Annotated in this window: 14 protein-coding genes; 3 read left to right on the top strand and 11 right to left on the bottom strand. The window is 64.1% G+C overall.

All coding sequences use genetic code 11. From position 1 onward, the window contains the following. Positions 1-228: 228 nt before the first annotated feature. A complete protein-coding gene (locus tag EJC49_RS06470) occupies positions 229-1,593 on the bottom strand; it encodes a HEPN domain-containing protein (RefSeq protein WP_126698648.1) in 1,365 nt (454 codons plus the stop codon). Between the two features lie 342 nt (positions 1,594-1,935). On the opposite strand from EJC49_RS06470, the gene gyrB reads away from it, so the two are divergent. Beyond that, complete coding sequence (gyrB, locus tag EJC49_RS06465; protein ID WP_126698647.1) at positions 1,936-4,383, top strand: DNA topoisomerase (ATP-hydrolyzing) subunit B; 2,448 nt, start codon at positions 1,936-1,938, stop codon at positions 4,381-4,383. A gap of 85 nt (positions 4,384-4,468) precedes the next feature. Here gyrB and EJC49_RS06460 read toward each other — a convergent pair whose 3' ends face one another. The 9 genes from EJC49_RS06460 to ureC form a co-directional block, all read right to left on the bottom strand. Next, a complete protein-coding gene (locus EJC49_RS06460; RefSeq protein WP_126698646.1) occupies positions 4,469-5,236 on the bottom strand; it encodes a class II aldolase and adducin N-terminal domain-containing protein in 768 nt (255 codons plus the stop codon). 62 nt (positions 5,237-5,298) lie between these two features. Then, the gene (gene ureG, locus EJC49_RS06455; RefSeq protein ID WP_126698645.1) at positions 5,299-5,937 is read right to left on the bottom strand and encodes an urease accessory protein UreG; all 639 of its coding nucleotides are present in this window, start codon (positions 5,935-5,937) and stop codon (positions 5,299-5,301) included. Beyond that, positions 5,934-6,590, bottom strand: a complete 657-nt coding sequence (locus EJC49_RS06450; RefSeq protein WP_126698649.1) for an urease accessory protein UreF — start codon at positions 6,588-6,590, stop codon at positions 5,934-5,936. The genes ureG and EJC49_RS06450 overlap by 4 nt, the downstream gene beginning before the upstream one ends. Continuing rightward, positions 6,583-7,185: an urease accessory protein UreE gene (ureE, locus tag EJC49_RS06445; protein WP_126698644.1), complete on the bottom strand. Its 603-nt coding sequence runs from the start codon at positions 7,183-7,185 to the stop codon at positions 6,583-6,585. The genes EJC49_RS06450 and ureE overlap by 8 nt, the downstream gene beginning before the upstream one ends. Further along, positions 7,182-7,793, bottom strand: coding sequence for a glutathione S-transferase family protein (locus EJC49_RS06440; protein WP_126698643.1), 612 nt, complete (start codon positions 7,791-7,793; stop codon positions 7,182-7,184). The genes ureE and EJC49_RS06440 overlap by 4 nt, the downstream gene beginning before the upstream one ends. Positions 7,794-7,815: 22 nt before the next feature. Then, positions 7,816-8,112 carry a putative quinol monooxygenase gene (locus EJC49_RS06435; RefSeq protein WP_126698642.1) on the bottom strand — a complete coding sequence of 99 codons (297 nt, stop codon included), beginning with the start codon at positions 8,110-8,112 and terminating at the stop codon, positions 7,816-7,818. A gap of 43 nt (positions 8,113-8,155) precedes the next feature. After that, positions 8,156-8,617, bottom strand: a complete 462-nt coding sequence (locus tag EJC49_RS06430) for a DUF29 domain-containing protein (protein WP_126698641.1) — start codon at positions 8,615-8,617, stop codon at positions 8,156-8,158. Between the two features lie 88 nt (positions 8,618-8,705). Further along, the gene (locus EJC49_RS06425) at positions 8,706-9,140 is read right to left on the bottom strand and encodes a DUF29 domain-containing protein (RefSeq protein WP_245453297.1); all 435 of its coding nucleotides are present in this window, start codon (positions 9,138-9,140) and stop codon (positions 8,706-8,708) included. 182 nt (positions 9,141-9,322) lie between these two features. Then, the gene (gene ureC, locus EJC49_RS06420; RefSeq protein WP_126698639.1) at positions 9,323-11,035 is read right to left on the bottom strand and encodes an urease subunit alpha; all 1,713 of its coding nucleotides are present in this window, start codon (positions 11,033-11,035) and stop codon (positions 9,323-9,325) included. A gap of 153 nt (positions 11,036-11,188) precedes the next feature. Between ureC and EJC49_RS06415 the strand changes: the two genes are divergently transcribed. Both EJC49_RS06415 and EJC49_RS06410 read left to right on the top strand, forming a co-directional pair. Then, positions 11,189-12,031 carry a c-type cytochrome gene (locus EJC49_RS06415; RefSeq protein ID WP_126698638.1) on the top strand — a complete coding sequence of 281 codons (843 nt, stop codon included), beginning with the start codon at positions 11,189-11,191 and terminating at the stop codon, positions 12,029-12,031. 126 nt (positions 12,032-12,157) lie between these two features. Next, the gene (locus tag EJC49_RS06410; RefSeq protein ID WP_126698637.1) at positions 12,158-12,646 is read left to right on the top strand and encodes a hypothetical protein; all 489 of its coding nucleotides are present in this window, start codon (positions 12,158-12,160) and stop codon (positions 12,644-12,646) included. A gap of 44 nt (positions 12,647-12,690) precedes the next feature. On the opposite strand, the gene EJC49_RS06405 is transcribed toward EJC49_RS06410, so the two are convergent. Continuing rightward, a complete protein-coding gene (locus EJC49_RS06405) occupies positions 12,691-12,996 on the bottom strand; it encodes an urease subunit beta (protein ID WP_126698636.1) in 306 nt (101 codons plus the stop codon). Positions 12,997-13,128: the final 132 nt, after the last annotated feature.

Genomic DNA, 13,128 nt, shown 5'->3' with positions numbered 1-13,128 from the left:
ATGCGCCTCAGCGTCCGATCGTCCAGCCCTCCCTCGTCCATGCCCTTGCCTCCAAAAACCGCAGCCATTGTGGGGTTGGAGCGTCGGGGCGTGGATGGAATTCAGGTGAAATTCGTGGAAAGCGTTGGATTCGTTGAGAGTGAGTGTGGAGAGTTTGCACGGGGGCAGGGGGAGCAGGTGACAACATGGAATCCCAAAGACCAACGTGGTCCTCGCGGGTCATGCGGGTTATTGCTTCGCAGCATCTGTTTCCATATTTTTATACGCCCACTCGGTCAGTCGTTCGAACCCCCGATCCAGCGACTTGAAATTGACTTTCTTTGCGCGCAGACCCTCTTCTTTAAAAAACAGGAGCGCCCCAAAAAGTACGGATCGTGTCAATTGCTCCGCATCGATTAAACCTTGGCCTAACCCGACATCATGCGGCGAGCGAGAGCCATGCACCAAACGAGAACGCAGATCGTAGACCGATTTGAATTTTCGACGCATAACCTCTCTGCTATCTCCCTCGACAATCATTGCCATTGCTGATCCGCGATCAGCGAGGGTTTCGGCGAGCTTCTCCTCATTCTTCGTACTGAGAATTCTCTCTATTGCCGTGACGTACTTTACCAGTCGGGAAGCCCGAAACGGATCGCGGACTGCCTCACCAAACCAAGAGACCGAGTCTAAGAACCGTTGCGCCAAGGGCGCAGGACGCGGCAAGTCACATCCTGCTTCGATAGCACAGCCAATAAGGGCAAGTAGCTCAGCCCTGTCCTTCGAATTTTGCGCTTCCCACCAGCCCTCTGGCAAGCCGTTCGACAACCAATTCACTGACGCAGAAATTGAGAGCTTTCCTTCTGCATTCAAAACTATTTTGGCTCGGCGATCCGGAGCAAAGCTGGGTCCGCCCATGCGGATATGTTTGGAATGATCGGAGCCGACAAGAAGATGAACGCAATCAATAGCGTACTGAACGATGCGCGTCGCACGGCTTTCAGATATCAGATTGTCGCACCCTACTATCTTAATCTCGGCAACCCAGCCAGAAGTATTATAGTATTCTATTGATTTTTCTAGGTAAAATCTTGCGGTATCTTTGTTATCGTCATTCGACTCCCTGTCAACAAAATCATCAAAATCAGCCCGAAGCCGATGTATAACAGAATTGGTTCGCTGAAAAATAACCGGGCCAATCGAAAATTCCTCTGGATTCTTCGTGTAGCCCAAATGGCAGGGGATAAGGTGGACAGTGTCACTGGTACCCTTAGCGGCCGAATTGATCGCCCAATTAACAGCTTTACTTGCCTCTCTCGCTTCAATATCCCGATTCTCACACAAGAAGCGTTTAACAATTACCTGCTTAAGTTTTTCAACAACGGATTGGCGGTGGATTCTTCCGGCATAGAGGCTACGCGAAATCGCCACGTCCGCAATGTCGCAGATGCGCTGATAAGCAGAAACGCCACAGATCATTATACCTCGACCCGATGGATGCGGTAGGAAAAAAAGCGCTTCGAAAACAGGAAGAGTTTGTAAATCCTCCGGCTTCATGTTCGAGAATCGGACGCACTCGCCAAGGATAAACTCTACGTCCTTGACATAACTCACAATTTTTCTCCCATTAGAAAATTCCCGTGAAAACATAGTGTAAAATATTGAAATCTCAAAGCATATTCAGGGACTCAAGTCGGCGGTCACTTGGCGCAGCCTTTGACGATGATGAGGCCGGTCGGCCTTGCATAGTTCGCGGAGGTCCGTGCGCCTTCATGCCACCGACGCCGATTGCAAGGTTGCGTCGACCATGTCTCGCCGAGAGGCCGTGAACGTGGATAAATCGGTCCATTCCTTTGGAATGGTGGCTTGAAAACCTATATGTAGGAAGCCTATGGCCGATGCGATTCGCCGCCCTCCGGCGTGGCGCGGCAAGACAGATTGAAAGAACGGAATTTCATGACCGAAACGCCCGAACCGATCCCCGGCGAACAGGCCGAGTACGGGGCCGAGTCCATCAGGGTTCTCAAGGGACTGGATGCCGTTCGAAAGCGGCCGGGTATGTATATCGGCGACACCGATGACGGCTCGGGCCTGCACCACATGGTCTACGAGGTGGTGGACAATGCGATCGACGAGGCGCTGGCAGGCCACGCGACCAAGGTGACCGTCACGCTGAACGCCGATGGCTCCTGCACCGTGACCGACAACGGTCGCGGGATCCCGACCGACATCCACAAGGGCGAAGGCGTGTCAGCGGCCGAGGTCATCATGACCCAGCTGCATGCGGGCGGCAAGTTCGACCAGAATTCCTACAAGGTCTCGGGCGGCCTGCACGGCGTGGGCGTTTCGGTCGTCAACGCGCTGTCGGTGTGGCTCAAGCTGAAGGTCCGCCGGAAGGGCCGCATCCACGAGATGTCGTTCACCCACGGTGTCGCCGACGGGCCGCTGGTCGAGACGGGAGACGCCGGTGCGGAGACCGGAACGGAGGTGACGTTCCAGCCGTCTCCGGACACTTTCACCATGGTCAATTTCGACTACGGGACGCTGGAGCACAGGCTGCGCGAACTGGCCTTTCTGAACTCGGGCGTCCGGATCATCCTGACCGACCGGCGACCGGCGGACGTCAAGCAGGTCGAATTGCTCTACCAGGGCGGTCTCGAGGAGTTCGTGAAGTATCTCGATCGCGCCAAGAAGCCCTTGATCGACAAGCCGATCGCCATCAGCGCGGAGCGCGACGGCATCACGGTCGAGGTGGCGATGTGGTGGAACGACAGCTACCACGAGAACGTGCTGGCCTTCACCAACAACATCCCGCAGCGCGATGGCGGCACCCATCTCGCCGGCTTTCGCGGCGCGCTGACGCGCCAGGTGACCGGCTATGCGGAATCGTCCGGCGTGACCAAGAAGGAGAAGGTGACGCTGACCGGCGACGATTGCCGCGAAGGCCTGACCGCCGTTCTGTCGGTCAAGGTGCCGGATCCGAAATTCTCGTCCCAGACCAAGGACAAGCTGGTCTCGTCGGAGGTGCGTCCTGTGGTGGAAGGCCTCGTCAACGAGGCGCTGGGCACATGGTTCGAGGAGCATCCGACGGAAGCGAAGGTGCTGATTGGCAAGGTGGTGGAAGCCGCCGCCGCCCGAGAGGCCGCCCGCAAGGCGCGCGAACTGACGCGCCGCAAGGGCGTGCTCGACATCACGTCGCTGCCGGGAAAGCTCGCCGACTGCCAGGAACGTGATCCGGCCAAGTCCGAAATCTTCATCGTCGAGGGTGACTCGGCCGGCGGCTCCGCCAAGGGCGGGCGCTCGCGCCAGAACCAGGCGATCCTGCCGCTGCGCGGCAAGATCCTGAACGTCGAGCGTGCCCGCTTCGACCGCATGCTGGGCTCCGAGATGATCGGCACGCTGATCACCGCGCTCGGCACCTCGATCGGCAAGGACGAGTTCAATGCCGACAAGCTGCGCTACCACAAGATCATCATCATGACGGACGCCGACGTCGACGGCGCCCACATCCGCACCCTCTTGCTCACCTTCTTCTTCCGGCAGATGCCGGAGCTGATCGAGCGCGGGCACCTCTACATCGCCCAGCCGCCGCTCTACAAGGTGAGCCGGGGCAAGAGCTCGCAGTATCTCAAGGACGAACAGGCCTTCGAGGAATATTTGATCACGTCGGGCCTCGACGAGGCCTCGCTGCAGCTGGCGACCGGCGAGGTTCGCGCCGGCCAGGACCTGCGCTCGGTCATCGACGACGCGCTCGCCGTGCGCACGCTGATCAGCGGCCTGCACACCCGCTACGACCGCTCGGTGGTGGAGCAGGCGGCGATCGCCGGCGCGCTGACGGCCACCGCCTTCGACGATCTCGGCCGCGCCAACGCCATGGCGCAGCGGATCGCCGAGCGGCTCGACATCATCGCCGAGGAAACCGAGCGTGGCTGGACAGGACGCACCTCGATCTCCAACGAAGGGCCGGGCGGCTACGTGCTGGAGCGCACCGTGCGCGGCGTGAAGGAAAGCGTGACGCTCGATCCCGGGCTGATCGGCTCGGCCGACGCGCGCCAGCTCGACCGCTACGCGCAGCGGCTGGCGGAGATCTATGGCGACCCGCCGGCGCTGCGCCGCAAGGACAAGTCGGAACCGATCGCCGGCCCGATGCAGCTCCTGGAGGGCGTCTTCGCCACCGGCCGCAGGGGCCTGTCGATGCAGCGCTACAAGGGTCTCGGCGAGATGAACGCCGAGCAGCTGTGGGAGACGACGCTCGATCCGAACGTGCGCTCGCTGCTGCAGGTGCGGGTGGCCGACGCCACCGACGCCGACTCGCTGTTCTCGCGCCTGATGGGCGACGAGGTGGAGCCGCGCCGCGAGTTCATCCAGGAAAACGCGCTGAGCGTGGCGAACCTGGATATTTGAGGGAAAAGCGGGGCGCGGAGACATTCCGGCAACCCCCCGCGAATCGTGCGGTCCGGTCAAACCCCGCCGGCCCCTCGGCGCGCGCTTAGTTCCTGTAGGTCGCGCCTTCCTCGTCGAGGATGGCCTTCAGTTCAAAAAGATGGCGGCCGGACATGGAGACGGGATAGTCGTCGATCTGCCGCGCCACCGTGCGCGCGACGTCGTCCGACAGGCGGCGCAGCGGCTGGCCGGTCCACAGCGCCTTGATGTAGGTCTCGCAGGCGCGCTCGAAATAGTAGAGCCGGTCGAAGGTTTCGGCCACGGTCTGGCCGATGACGAGCACGCCGTGGTTGCCCATCACCATGACCTTGACCCTGGGGTCGGAAAACAGCGCCGCGCAGCGCTCGCCTTCCTCCTCGAAGGCCAACCCGCCATAGCCGTCGTCGATCACCACGCGCTCGAAGAACATCGCCGAGTTCTGGTCGATCGGCGGCAGGGTGGAATTGGCCAGCGACGCGAGAACGGTGGCGTGGGTCGAATGCACGTGCATGGCGCAGCGCGCATGCCGCACGCGCCGGTGCAGCGCGCCATGCAGGCCCCAGGCCGTCGGGTCGGGCGCATCCGGCCGGTTCATCGTCTCGGGATCGTTGGCGTCGATCATGAGCAGGTCGCTCGCCCGGATGCGCGAGAAGTGCATCATGTTCGGGTTGATCAGGAATTGCGACCCGTCGTCGTTGACGGCGAGCGAGAAGTGGTTCGCCACCGCCTCGTGCCTGTCGAGACGCGCCGTCCAGCGGAAGGCGGCGGCGAGATCGACGCGCTCCTCGTGGAAGGGGAGGTTGGGGCGGCGGTCGGATAGGGCGGTGACGGTCATGGCATCCTCCGTGTCGGCCCGCATTGTGCTGCGGGGCGGGAGGCGAGGCAAGGGCCGCCGCGTCAGGCCATCTCGCGGCTGCGCGAAACCTCGAGCCCGCCCATCTCGACGATGTAGCGCACCACCTCGTCCAGCCCCTTGCCGCGCGACAGGTCTGTGAAGCCGAAGGGGCGCTGGCCGCGCTGGCGGGCGGCGTCGCGCTCCATGACGTCGAGGTTGACGTTGACGTAGGGCGCGAGGTCGCTCTTGTTGATGACGAGGAAGTCCGACCGGGTGATGCCGGGACCGCCCTTGCGCGGGATCTCCTCGCCCTGGCAGACCGAAATGACGTAGAGCGTCAGGTCGGCGAGATCTGGCGAGAAGGTGGCGGCGAGGTTGTCGCCGCCCGATTCGATGAAGATGATGTCGAGATCGGGAAACTTGCGGTTCATCTCGGCGATGGCCTGGAGATTGCTCGAGGCATCCTCGCGGATGGCCGTGTGCGGGCAGCCGCCGGTCTCGACGCCCATGATCCGCTCTTCCGGCAGCGCCTGGAGGCGCGCCAGCATCATGGCGTCCTCCTTGGTGTAGATGTCGTTGGTGACGACGGCGATGGAAAAATCCTCGCGCATCGCCTTGCAGAGCTTCTCGGTCAGCGTCGTCTTGCCGGAGCCGACAGGCCCCCCGATGCCGACGCGCAGCGGTCCCGTGCCCTTGGTCATGATCTGAACAGCCTCGAATATTGCGTTTCGTGGTTCATGGCGGCGATTTCGGCCGCGACCGTGCAGGAGCCGAGATCGTCGAGCGATGAGCGCGCCGCGCGCGCGGCGGTCTCGAGGATCAGTGGCTCCAGCGCGGCGAGCAGGCCGATGGCGTCGGTCTGGCCGATCACCGACAGGCGGATCGCCGCCTGCAACTGGTTGGAGGCGAAGGCCTGGAGCCAGGCGCCGAGCGCGGCCTCCAGCGGCACGCCGTGGCGGCCCGCGGTGGCGCCGACGGCAACGCAGTAGGGCAGCGTTCTCGCGCCTTCCCCCCAGGCGGCGGCCGCGGTCATGAAGGCATCGCCCTGCAGCGTCGATTCCATGTGGCGCTCGCGCGAGCCGGCCATGGCCTCGGCCAGTTCCGCCGCTGCGGCGACGTCCTCGCCCGCCGCGCCACGCCGCCAGCTTTCGGAAAACAGCACGGCGTCGTTCCAGGCCGAGCCATGCACGACCAGCGCCTCGATCCACGCCTTCAGCCCGTCGCGCCCGACGACGAGGCCGTCATGCACGGCCCGTTCCAGCCCATGGCTGTAGGTGAAGGAGCCCACCGGAAAGGTGGGCGACAGCCATGCCATCAGGCGCAGCAGCGCCGAATGGCCGATGCCGTCATGCATGGTTGTGGCCGTAATGCGGATCGCCGGGCAGGCGACCGAAGCGGTCGCGATCGCCGTCGCCATGCGCGTGGTCGTGGGAATGGCCGTGGTCATGGCCGTGCCCATGCCCATGGCCATGACCGGAATAGGCGCCGCGCACCGGCTGGAACGGCTCGGACACTTCCGACACCTTCGCGCCGAGCCCTTCCAGCATGTCCCTGATGACGTGGTCGCGCAGGATGAGGATGCGGTCCGGCTCGATCTGCGCGGCGAGATGCCGGTTGCCGATGTGCCAGGCGAGCTCAGACAGATGCACGGGGTTGGTCGCGCGGATGTCGTAGACCTCTTCCTCGGCCGCGATGATCTCGGCGCGGCGGCCGTCGTCCAGCACGAGCACGTCGCCGTGGTCGAGCGAGACCGGCTCGGGAAGGTCGACGAGAACCTTGTCGCCATGCATGAGCGACAGCACGCGGCGGCGCAGGTGCCGCTCGTCATGGGCGAGCACCACGAGATCGAAGGGCAGCGGCCGGCTGCCCTCGGGCTCGAGGTCGGCTACGCGCAGCACGCGCCCGGCGCGCGGCAGCCTGGTGAAATCGGTGTTGAGGTTGAGCTTCATGCGGCGGCGGCGTCCTTTTCCCGTTGGCGTGCCCGCGCCAGCGCGGGCCGCGACAGCACACGCTCCAGATAGGCGTTCACGACGTCCGAATCGATCGGAAACTTGCCCCCGCGCGCCCAATGGCCGCAATGGCCGAGGATGACGTCGACGGCCGAGAACCGATCGCCGAGCGCGAAGGGGCGGTCGCCGAGCTTGATCTCCAGCGCCTTCACTTCGCTTGCGAAATCATGCGCGGTGGCGGCACCGACATCGGCGCGGCAGGGCTCCGGCAGCACGAACTTGTGGCGCATCTTGTTCCACAACGGCGCTTCGAACTCCGACTGCGCATATTGCATCCACGCTTCCATCTCGGCATCGCCGCGCAGTCCCGGCTCCGGGCCCATGCCCTTGTCGGCGTGTTTCTTGGCCAGATAGCTGCAGATCGCCGCCGAATCCGCCAGCGCGAAGTCGCCGTCCACCAGCGCCGGCATCTTGCCGGTCGGATTGTAGCGTCGCATCGTCTCGGTATGCTGCTTGGCCTTGACGATCTCGTAGGGCTCGCCGAGTTCCTCCAGCATCCAGGTGACGCGCGTCAGGCGCGATCCCGGCGTTCCGACGGCCTGGTACATGCGGTGTCCTTCCTCCATGATGTCAAAACGTCTCCACCTTTTCCGGGTGGACGATCTCGATCGACCGGGACACGAGATGCGGGTTGCTCGCCTCGCGCCATGCGGCGAGATGCGGCTGCTTCGAATGCGCCGTCAGGTCCTCGCGGGTCTCCCACTTCTCGACGAAGACGAGTTTCTGTGGATCGGCGACGCTCTCGAATAGTTCGTAGGCGTTGCAGCCCTTTTCCTTCAGCGTCTCGGCGACGCAGGCGGCGGCCGGCGCGCGCAACGCCTCCAGCGAGCCCGGCTTGATGGTGAGCGTGGCGACGACGTAGATCATGCGGTGTTTCGATGCCTTGGCTGGGGTGGGGAAAGAGCGCTGGTCAGCCAGCGTCCGGCAGGAAATCGGGATCGAGGATCTCCTCGATGGTGAAGGGGCAGGCGGAGGGGAAGGCGTCTTCTGGCAGGCCCGTTTCGCCGGACGCCATCAGCCGCGCCAGTCGATACTCCTCATCCAGAACTGAAGCCGGGTAGCCGCGAAGGCTCGGGCTTTTCTGGATGCGCCGACGAATGCGCATCCGCTGCTCGAGGATCGTGGCCCTCCAGCTGTTGGAGTGCCCTTCGGGCTGGAAGCGCCACTTAAGCAGGTGATGAAGCAGGACACCCACCCTGCTTTCGATCTCGTCTTCCTGGCTCCGTCCCAAGCTCTCGATCTCCTCGGCGAGGTTCGTGGTGTCGAGACCCTCGAGTGAGCCGGTGCGCAGCAGCGCGGCCTGCTCCGCGCTCCACAGCGCGAAGTCCTCGTCATAGGCCGCGAGCCGGCCGATCCGCGTGATCCTGTTCATGGAGCCATATTGCGCCGAAAGGGGCGGGGAGCCAAGGGTCGGCGTAGGCGCATTGGACGGCTTGTGGCGTGGGACCGATCGGGCGCGGTCAGCTGGCGTCCGGCAGGAAGTCTGAATCGAGAATCTCCTCGATTGTGAACGGGCAGGCGGCCGGGAAAGTATTCTCCGGCAGGCCGGTTTCATCGGCTGCGTCGAGAACAGCATTAGCATACTCTTCCGCCAGGGCCTTTGCTGGATGACCGCGGAGGCTCGGGCTCTCCTTGATCACTTTCGCAATCTGCACCCGCTGATCCCGGATTGTCGCTCGCCAACTGCCGCCCTGCCCTTCCGGCTGGTGGCGCCATTTCAGCAGATGGGCCAGCAGCACCTTGAGCCGGTTTTCGATTTCCCGCCTGTCGCGCCGTCCCAAGCTCTCGATCTCCTCGGCCAGGTTCTCCCGGTCAAGCGCGTCGAGCGCGCCGGCGCGCAAGAGCGCGGCCTGCTCCGCGCTCCAGAGAGCATAGTCCGCCTCGAATGGCGTCAAGTGAGTGTTCCGAACGATTCTGTTCATGAAGAATGCTGTTTCTTTCATGCCCACGGTATTAGAGCAAGCATACTACCTTTAGCCGCGCATGGCGACGGTCGCGCAAAGGCGTTCCTCGCGGATTGACGTGGCTTGTCAAAGAACCGGTCTTCGTATCAGTGCTTGTCGAGTTCCATGGAAAATTAAAACAGGAAATACCGCTGCGCCATCGGCAGCACGGTCGCCGGCGGGCAGGTGAGCAGTTCGCCGTCGGCGCGCACTTCATACGTCTCGGAATCCACCTCGATGTGCGGCATCGCGTCGTTGAGGATCATCGAGCGCTTGCCGATGCCGCCGCGGGTGTTTTCGACAGCCACCATGCCCTTGTCGACGCAGAGCCTCTGCTTCAGCCCTGCGTCCAGTGCCGCCCGGGAGACGAAGGTGACCGACGAATTGGTGATCGCCTTGCCGAAGGCGCCGAACATGGGGCGCATGTGGACGGGCTGCGGCGTGGGGATCGAGGCGTTGGGGTCGCCCATGGGGGCGGCCGCGATCGATCCGCCGATCAGCACCATGTCCGGCTTCACGCCGAAGAAGGCGGGGTTCCAGATCACGATGTCGGCGCGCTTGCCGACCTCGATCGAGCCGATCTCCTTCGACAGGCCGTGGGCGATGGCCGGATTGATCGTGTATTTTGCGACGTAGCGGCGGGCGCGAAGATTGTCGTTGTCGCCGGTCTCCTCCTTCAGCCGGCCGCGCTGGCGCTTCATCTTGTCGGCGGTCTGCCAGGTGCGGATGATCACCTCGCCGATGCGGCCCATGGCCTGGCTGTCGGACGAGATGATGGAGAAGGCGCCCATGTCGTGCAGGATGTCCTCGGCCGCGATGGTTTCCTTGCGGATGCGGCTTTCGGCAAAGGCGATGTCCTCGGGGATCGACGGCGACAGATGGTGGCAGACCATCAGCATGTCGAGATGCTCGGCGATGGTGTTGACCGTGTAGGGCCGCGTCGGGTTGGTCGAGGACGGGATGACGTTGGGCAGACCGCAGACCTTGATGATGTCGGGCGCGTGGCCGCCGCCCGCGCCCTCGGTGTGGAAGGCGTGGATGGTGCGGCCCTTGATGGCAGCGACCGTGTTCTCCACGAACCCGCTCTCGTTCAGCGTATCGGTGTGGATCATCACCTGCACGTCGTATTCGTCGGCGACCGACAGGCAGCAATCGATCGCGGCAGGCGTCGTGCCCCAGTCCTCGTGCAGCTTGAGCGCACAGGCGCCGCCGAGCACCATCTCCTCCAGCGCGCCGGGCAGCGAGGCGTTGCCCTTGCCGGACAGGCCGATGTTCATCGGGAAGGCGTCGAAGGACTGGATCATGCGGCCGATGTGCCAGGGGCCGGGCGTGCAGGTGGTGGCCAGCGTGCCGTGCGCGGGACCGGTGCCGCCGCCGAGCATGGTGGTGAGCCCCGCCATCAGCGCTTCCTCGATCTGCTGCGGGCAGATGAAGTGGATGTGCGCGTCGAAGCCGCCGGCCGTGACGATCTTGCCTTCGCCGGCGATCGCCTCGGTGCCGGGGCCGACGATGATGGTCACGCCCGGCTGGGTGTCGGGGTTCCCGGCCTTGCCGATGGCGTGGATGCGCCCGTCACGAAGGCCGATGTCGGCCTTGTAGATGCCGGTGTGGTCGAGGATCAGCGCATTGGTGATGACGGTGTCGACGGCGCCGGCCGCTCGCGTGACCTGGCTCTGGCCCATGCCGTCGCGGATCACCTTGCCGCCGCCGAACTTCACCTCCTCGCCATAAGTGGTCAGATCCTTCTCGACCTCGATGAACAGTTCGGTGTCGGCGAGACGCACCTTGTCGCCCGCGGTCGGGCCGAACATCTGGGCATAGGCGGAGCGCGAGATACGTGCGGGCATGGGTTGATCCCTTCAGGATGACCTGGAGCCGGGTAGATTTCTCCAGCTCGGATTGACGTATGGGGAGGGTGCGGCATAGTTGCGCACCAATGCAGCCAGGTGTGCACGCATGACGCGAAGATTCGCGTCGCGGCCAAGCCACAGGAGAGGGAAATGACCAACAGGATAGCGACGGCCATTCTGGTCGCACTCGGCATCGCGACTGCCGCTCAGGCCGAAACGCCGGTCGAGCGGGGCGAGTATCTGGTTCGCGGCATTGCCGGTTGCGGCAATTGCCACACGCCGATGGGCCCGGACGGCTTCGTCATGGAGCAGGAACTGGGAGGAAGGCTGGTCGAGGACGGCGAGGCCTTCACCGCCTATGCACCCAACATCACGCCCGGCGGGCGGGTCGCGCAGTGGTCGGACGAGGAATTGGCCAAGGCGATCCGCGAGGGTATCCGCCCGGACGGCAGCCTGATCGGCCCGCCCATGCCCTACTCCATGTATCGTGGTCTCGGCGATGACGACCTGAACGCCATCGTCGCCTTCCTGCGCACGGTTCCGGCCGTCGACAACGAGGTGCCCGCCTCGACCTATCGGATTCCGCTGCCGCCGGCCTACGGTCCGCCGGTCGAGAGCGTCACGGCACCCGAGCGTGGCGTGACCGTTGCCTATGGCGGCTATCTTGCCGGTCCGGTCGCGCATTGCATGGAGTGTCATACGCCGATGGGTCCGCAGGGGCCTCTTCTCGACACCGCACTCGGCCAGGGCGGCTTCGAGTTTCACGGACCGTGGGGCGTCTCGGTCGCAGCCAACATCACCCCTCATGAAGACGGCATCGGCGCTTATTCCGACGCCGAGCTGAAGGTGATGATCACGCAGGGCGTGCGACCGGGCGGTTCGCCGATGTTCCCGCCCATGCCCTACGGAATGTTCGCGCGCATGTCGGCCGAGGATCTCGACGCGATCGTGCTCTATCTGCGCAGCCTGGCGCCGTTGCCCGACGCCCGCTAGACGCGGCGCCAGCACCCACGACGCGGAGCCGCCGGGAACCATCCGGCGGGCTCTTTCGTTGGCAGAGCAGTCAGCACCGCATGCCGCGCAGGCTGGCACGACTCGTTGCCATCGAAGGAGACCGGTTTGACCCAAAACGTTCCAAGGACGCGCGTCCCCGCATTCGGGCCGATCCTCTGCCTCGCGGCGGGGTTGATGGTGACGCCCTCGCTCGCTCAGGGCCTCGATGCACCTGACGCGATCGACTCGATCGTGCAATCGGACGTCAACGAGGAACAGGCCGAAGCCGGAGCCGAAACCGGCAAGATCATCGCTGCGATCGAAAAATCGGCGGAGAACACCAGTGCCGTCCGCAAGGTGACGAAGCTCGACCGTCTCGACATCGTGTTCCTGCCGGACTCGGCGCCGACCGAAGGCGGACCGCCCGCCGACATCACCGAGAAACTCGCGGAGTACGACGCCGACATCGCCGGGCTGCGCCAGGAAATCACCGGCAATGCCATGCTGTTCCATGCCATCGACTCTCGCAGCATCCTGATTCAGGATGTCCTGGCGATCGAGTTCGACGATGACGGGGGGGCGGTGATCTACGCCGCCGGCCGGCCGTCCGGTTGAACGAACCGGCGGGTTGTGGCGGTCGACAGCGCGCATGCGCCTTGTCACAGCTTCCCCATCACCTTCTGTTGGAACCCATAAACCGTCCTGCCTCCGGATAGCGGAACCAGCGTCACGTCGCGCTCCTGGCCTGGCTCGAACCGGACGGCCGTGCCGGCGGCGATGTCGAGCCGCATGCCGCGCGCGGACTCCCTGTCGAATCTCAGCCCCTCGTTCGTTTCGAAGAAATGGTAGTGGCTTCCGACCTGGATGGGCCGGTCGCCGGTGTTGGCGACCTTGACCGTGACGGTCGGCTGGCCGGCATTGAGTTCGATCTCGCCTTCGGCTGTGATGACTTCTCCAGGGATCATGGCTGCCACCCTCAACCAGCGAGGGCCAGCCAGAGGCCGCCGAGCGCCGCCGCGCCGCCGCCCACACGGGTTGCCAGGAAACGCCCAAGCGCGCTGCCGCGAATCAGGAGACGCTTCGGCAAAGCCTCACGA

Origin of the sequence: Aquibium carbonis (genome assembly GCF_003970795.1) — a bacterium.
Classification (GTDB): Bacteria; Pseudomonadota; Alphaproteobacteria; order Rhizobiales; family Rhizobiaceae; genus Aquibium; species Aquibium carbonis.
This window is presented reverse-complemented; position numbering and strand designations above follow the sequence as displayed.

Coding starts and splice junctions, on each gene's coding strand:
- EJC49_RS06435 (WP_126698642.1), bottom strand. CDS start 8,112: ATGATCTACGTCGTCGCCACGCTCACCATCAAGCCGGGCTCGCTGGAG.
- EJC49_RS06430 (WP_126698641.1), bottom strand. CDS start 8,617: ATGAACAGGATCACGCGGATCGGCCGGCTCGCGGCCTATGACGAGGAC.
- EJC49_RS06450 (WP_126698649.1), bottom strand. CDS start 6,590: ATGCATGACGGCATCGGCCATTCGGCGCTGCTGCGCCTGATGGCATGG.
- ureC (WP_126698639.1), bottom strand. CDS start 11,035: ATGCCCGCACGTATCTCGCGCTCCGCCTATGCCCAGATGTTCGGCCCG.
- ureG (WP_126698645.1), bottom strand. CDS start 5,937: ATGACCAAGGGCACGGGACCGCTGCGCGTCGGCATCGGGGGGCCTGTC.
- EJC49_RS06440 (WP_126698643.1), bottom strand. CDS start 7,793: ATGTACCAGGCCGTCGGAACGCCGGGATCGCGCCTGACGCGCGTCACC.
- gyrB (WP_126698647.1), top strand. CDS start 1,936: ATGACCGAAACGCCCGAACCGATCCCCGGCGAACAGGCCGAGTACGGG.
- ureE (WP_126698644.1), bottom strand. CDS start 7,185: ATGAAGCTCAACCTCAACACCGATTTCACCAGGCTGCCGCGCGCCGGG.
- EJC49_RS06405 (WP_126698636.1), bottom strand. CDS start 12,996: ATGATCCCTGGAGAAGTCATCACAGCCGAAGGCGAGATCGAACTCAAT.
- EJC49_RS06415 (WP_126698638.1), top strand. CDS start 11,189: ATGACCAACAGGATAGCGACGGCCATTCTGGTCGCACTCGGCATCGCG.
- EJC49_RS06460 (WP_126698646.1), bottom strand. CDS start 5,236: ATGACCGTCACCGCCCTATCCGACCGCCGCCCCAACCTCCCCTTCCAC.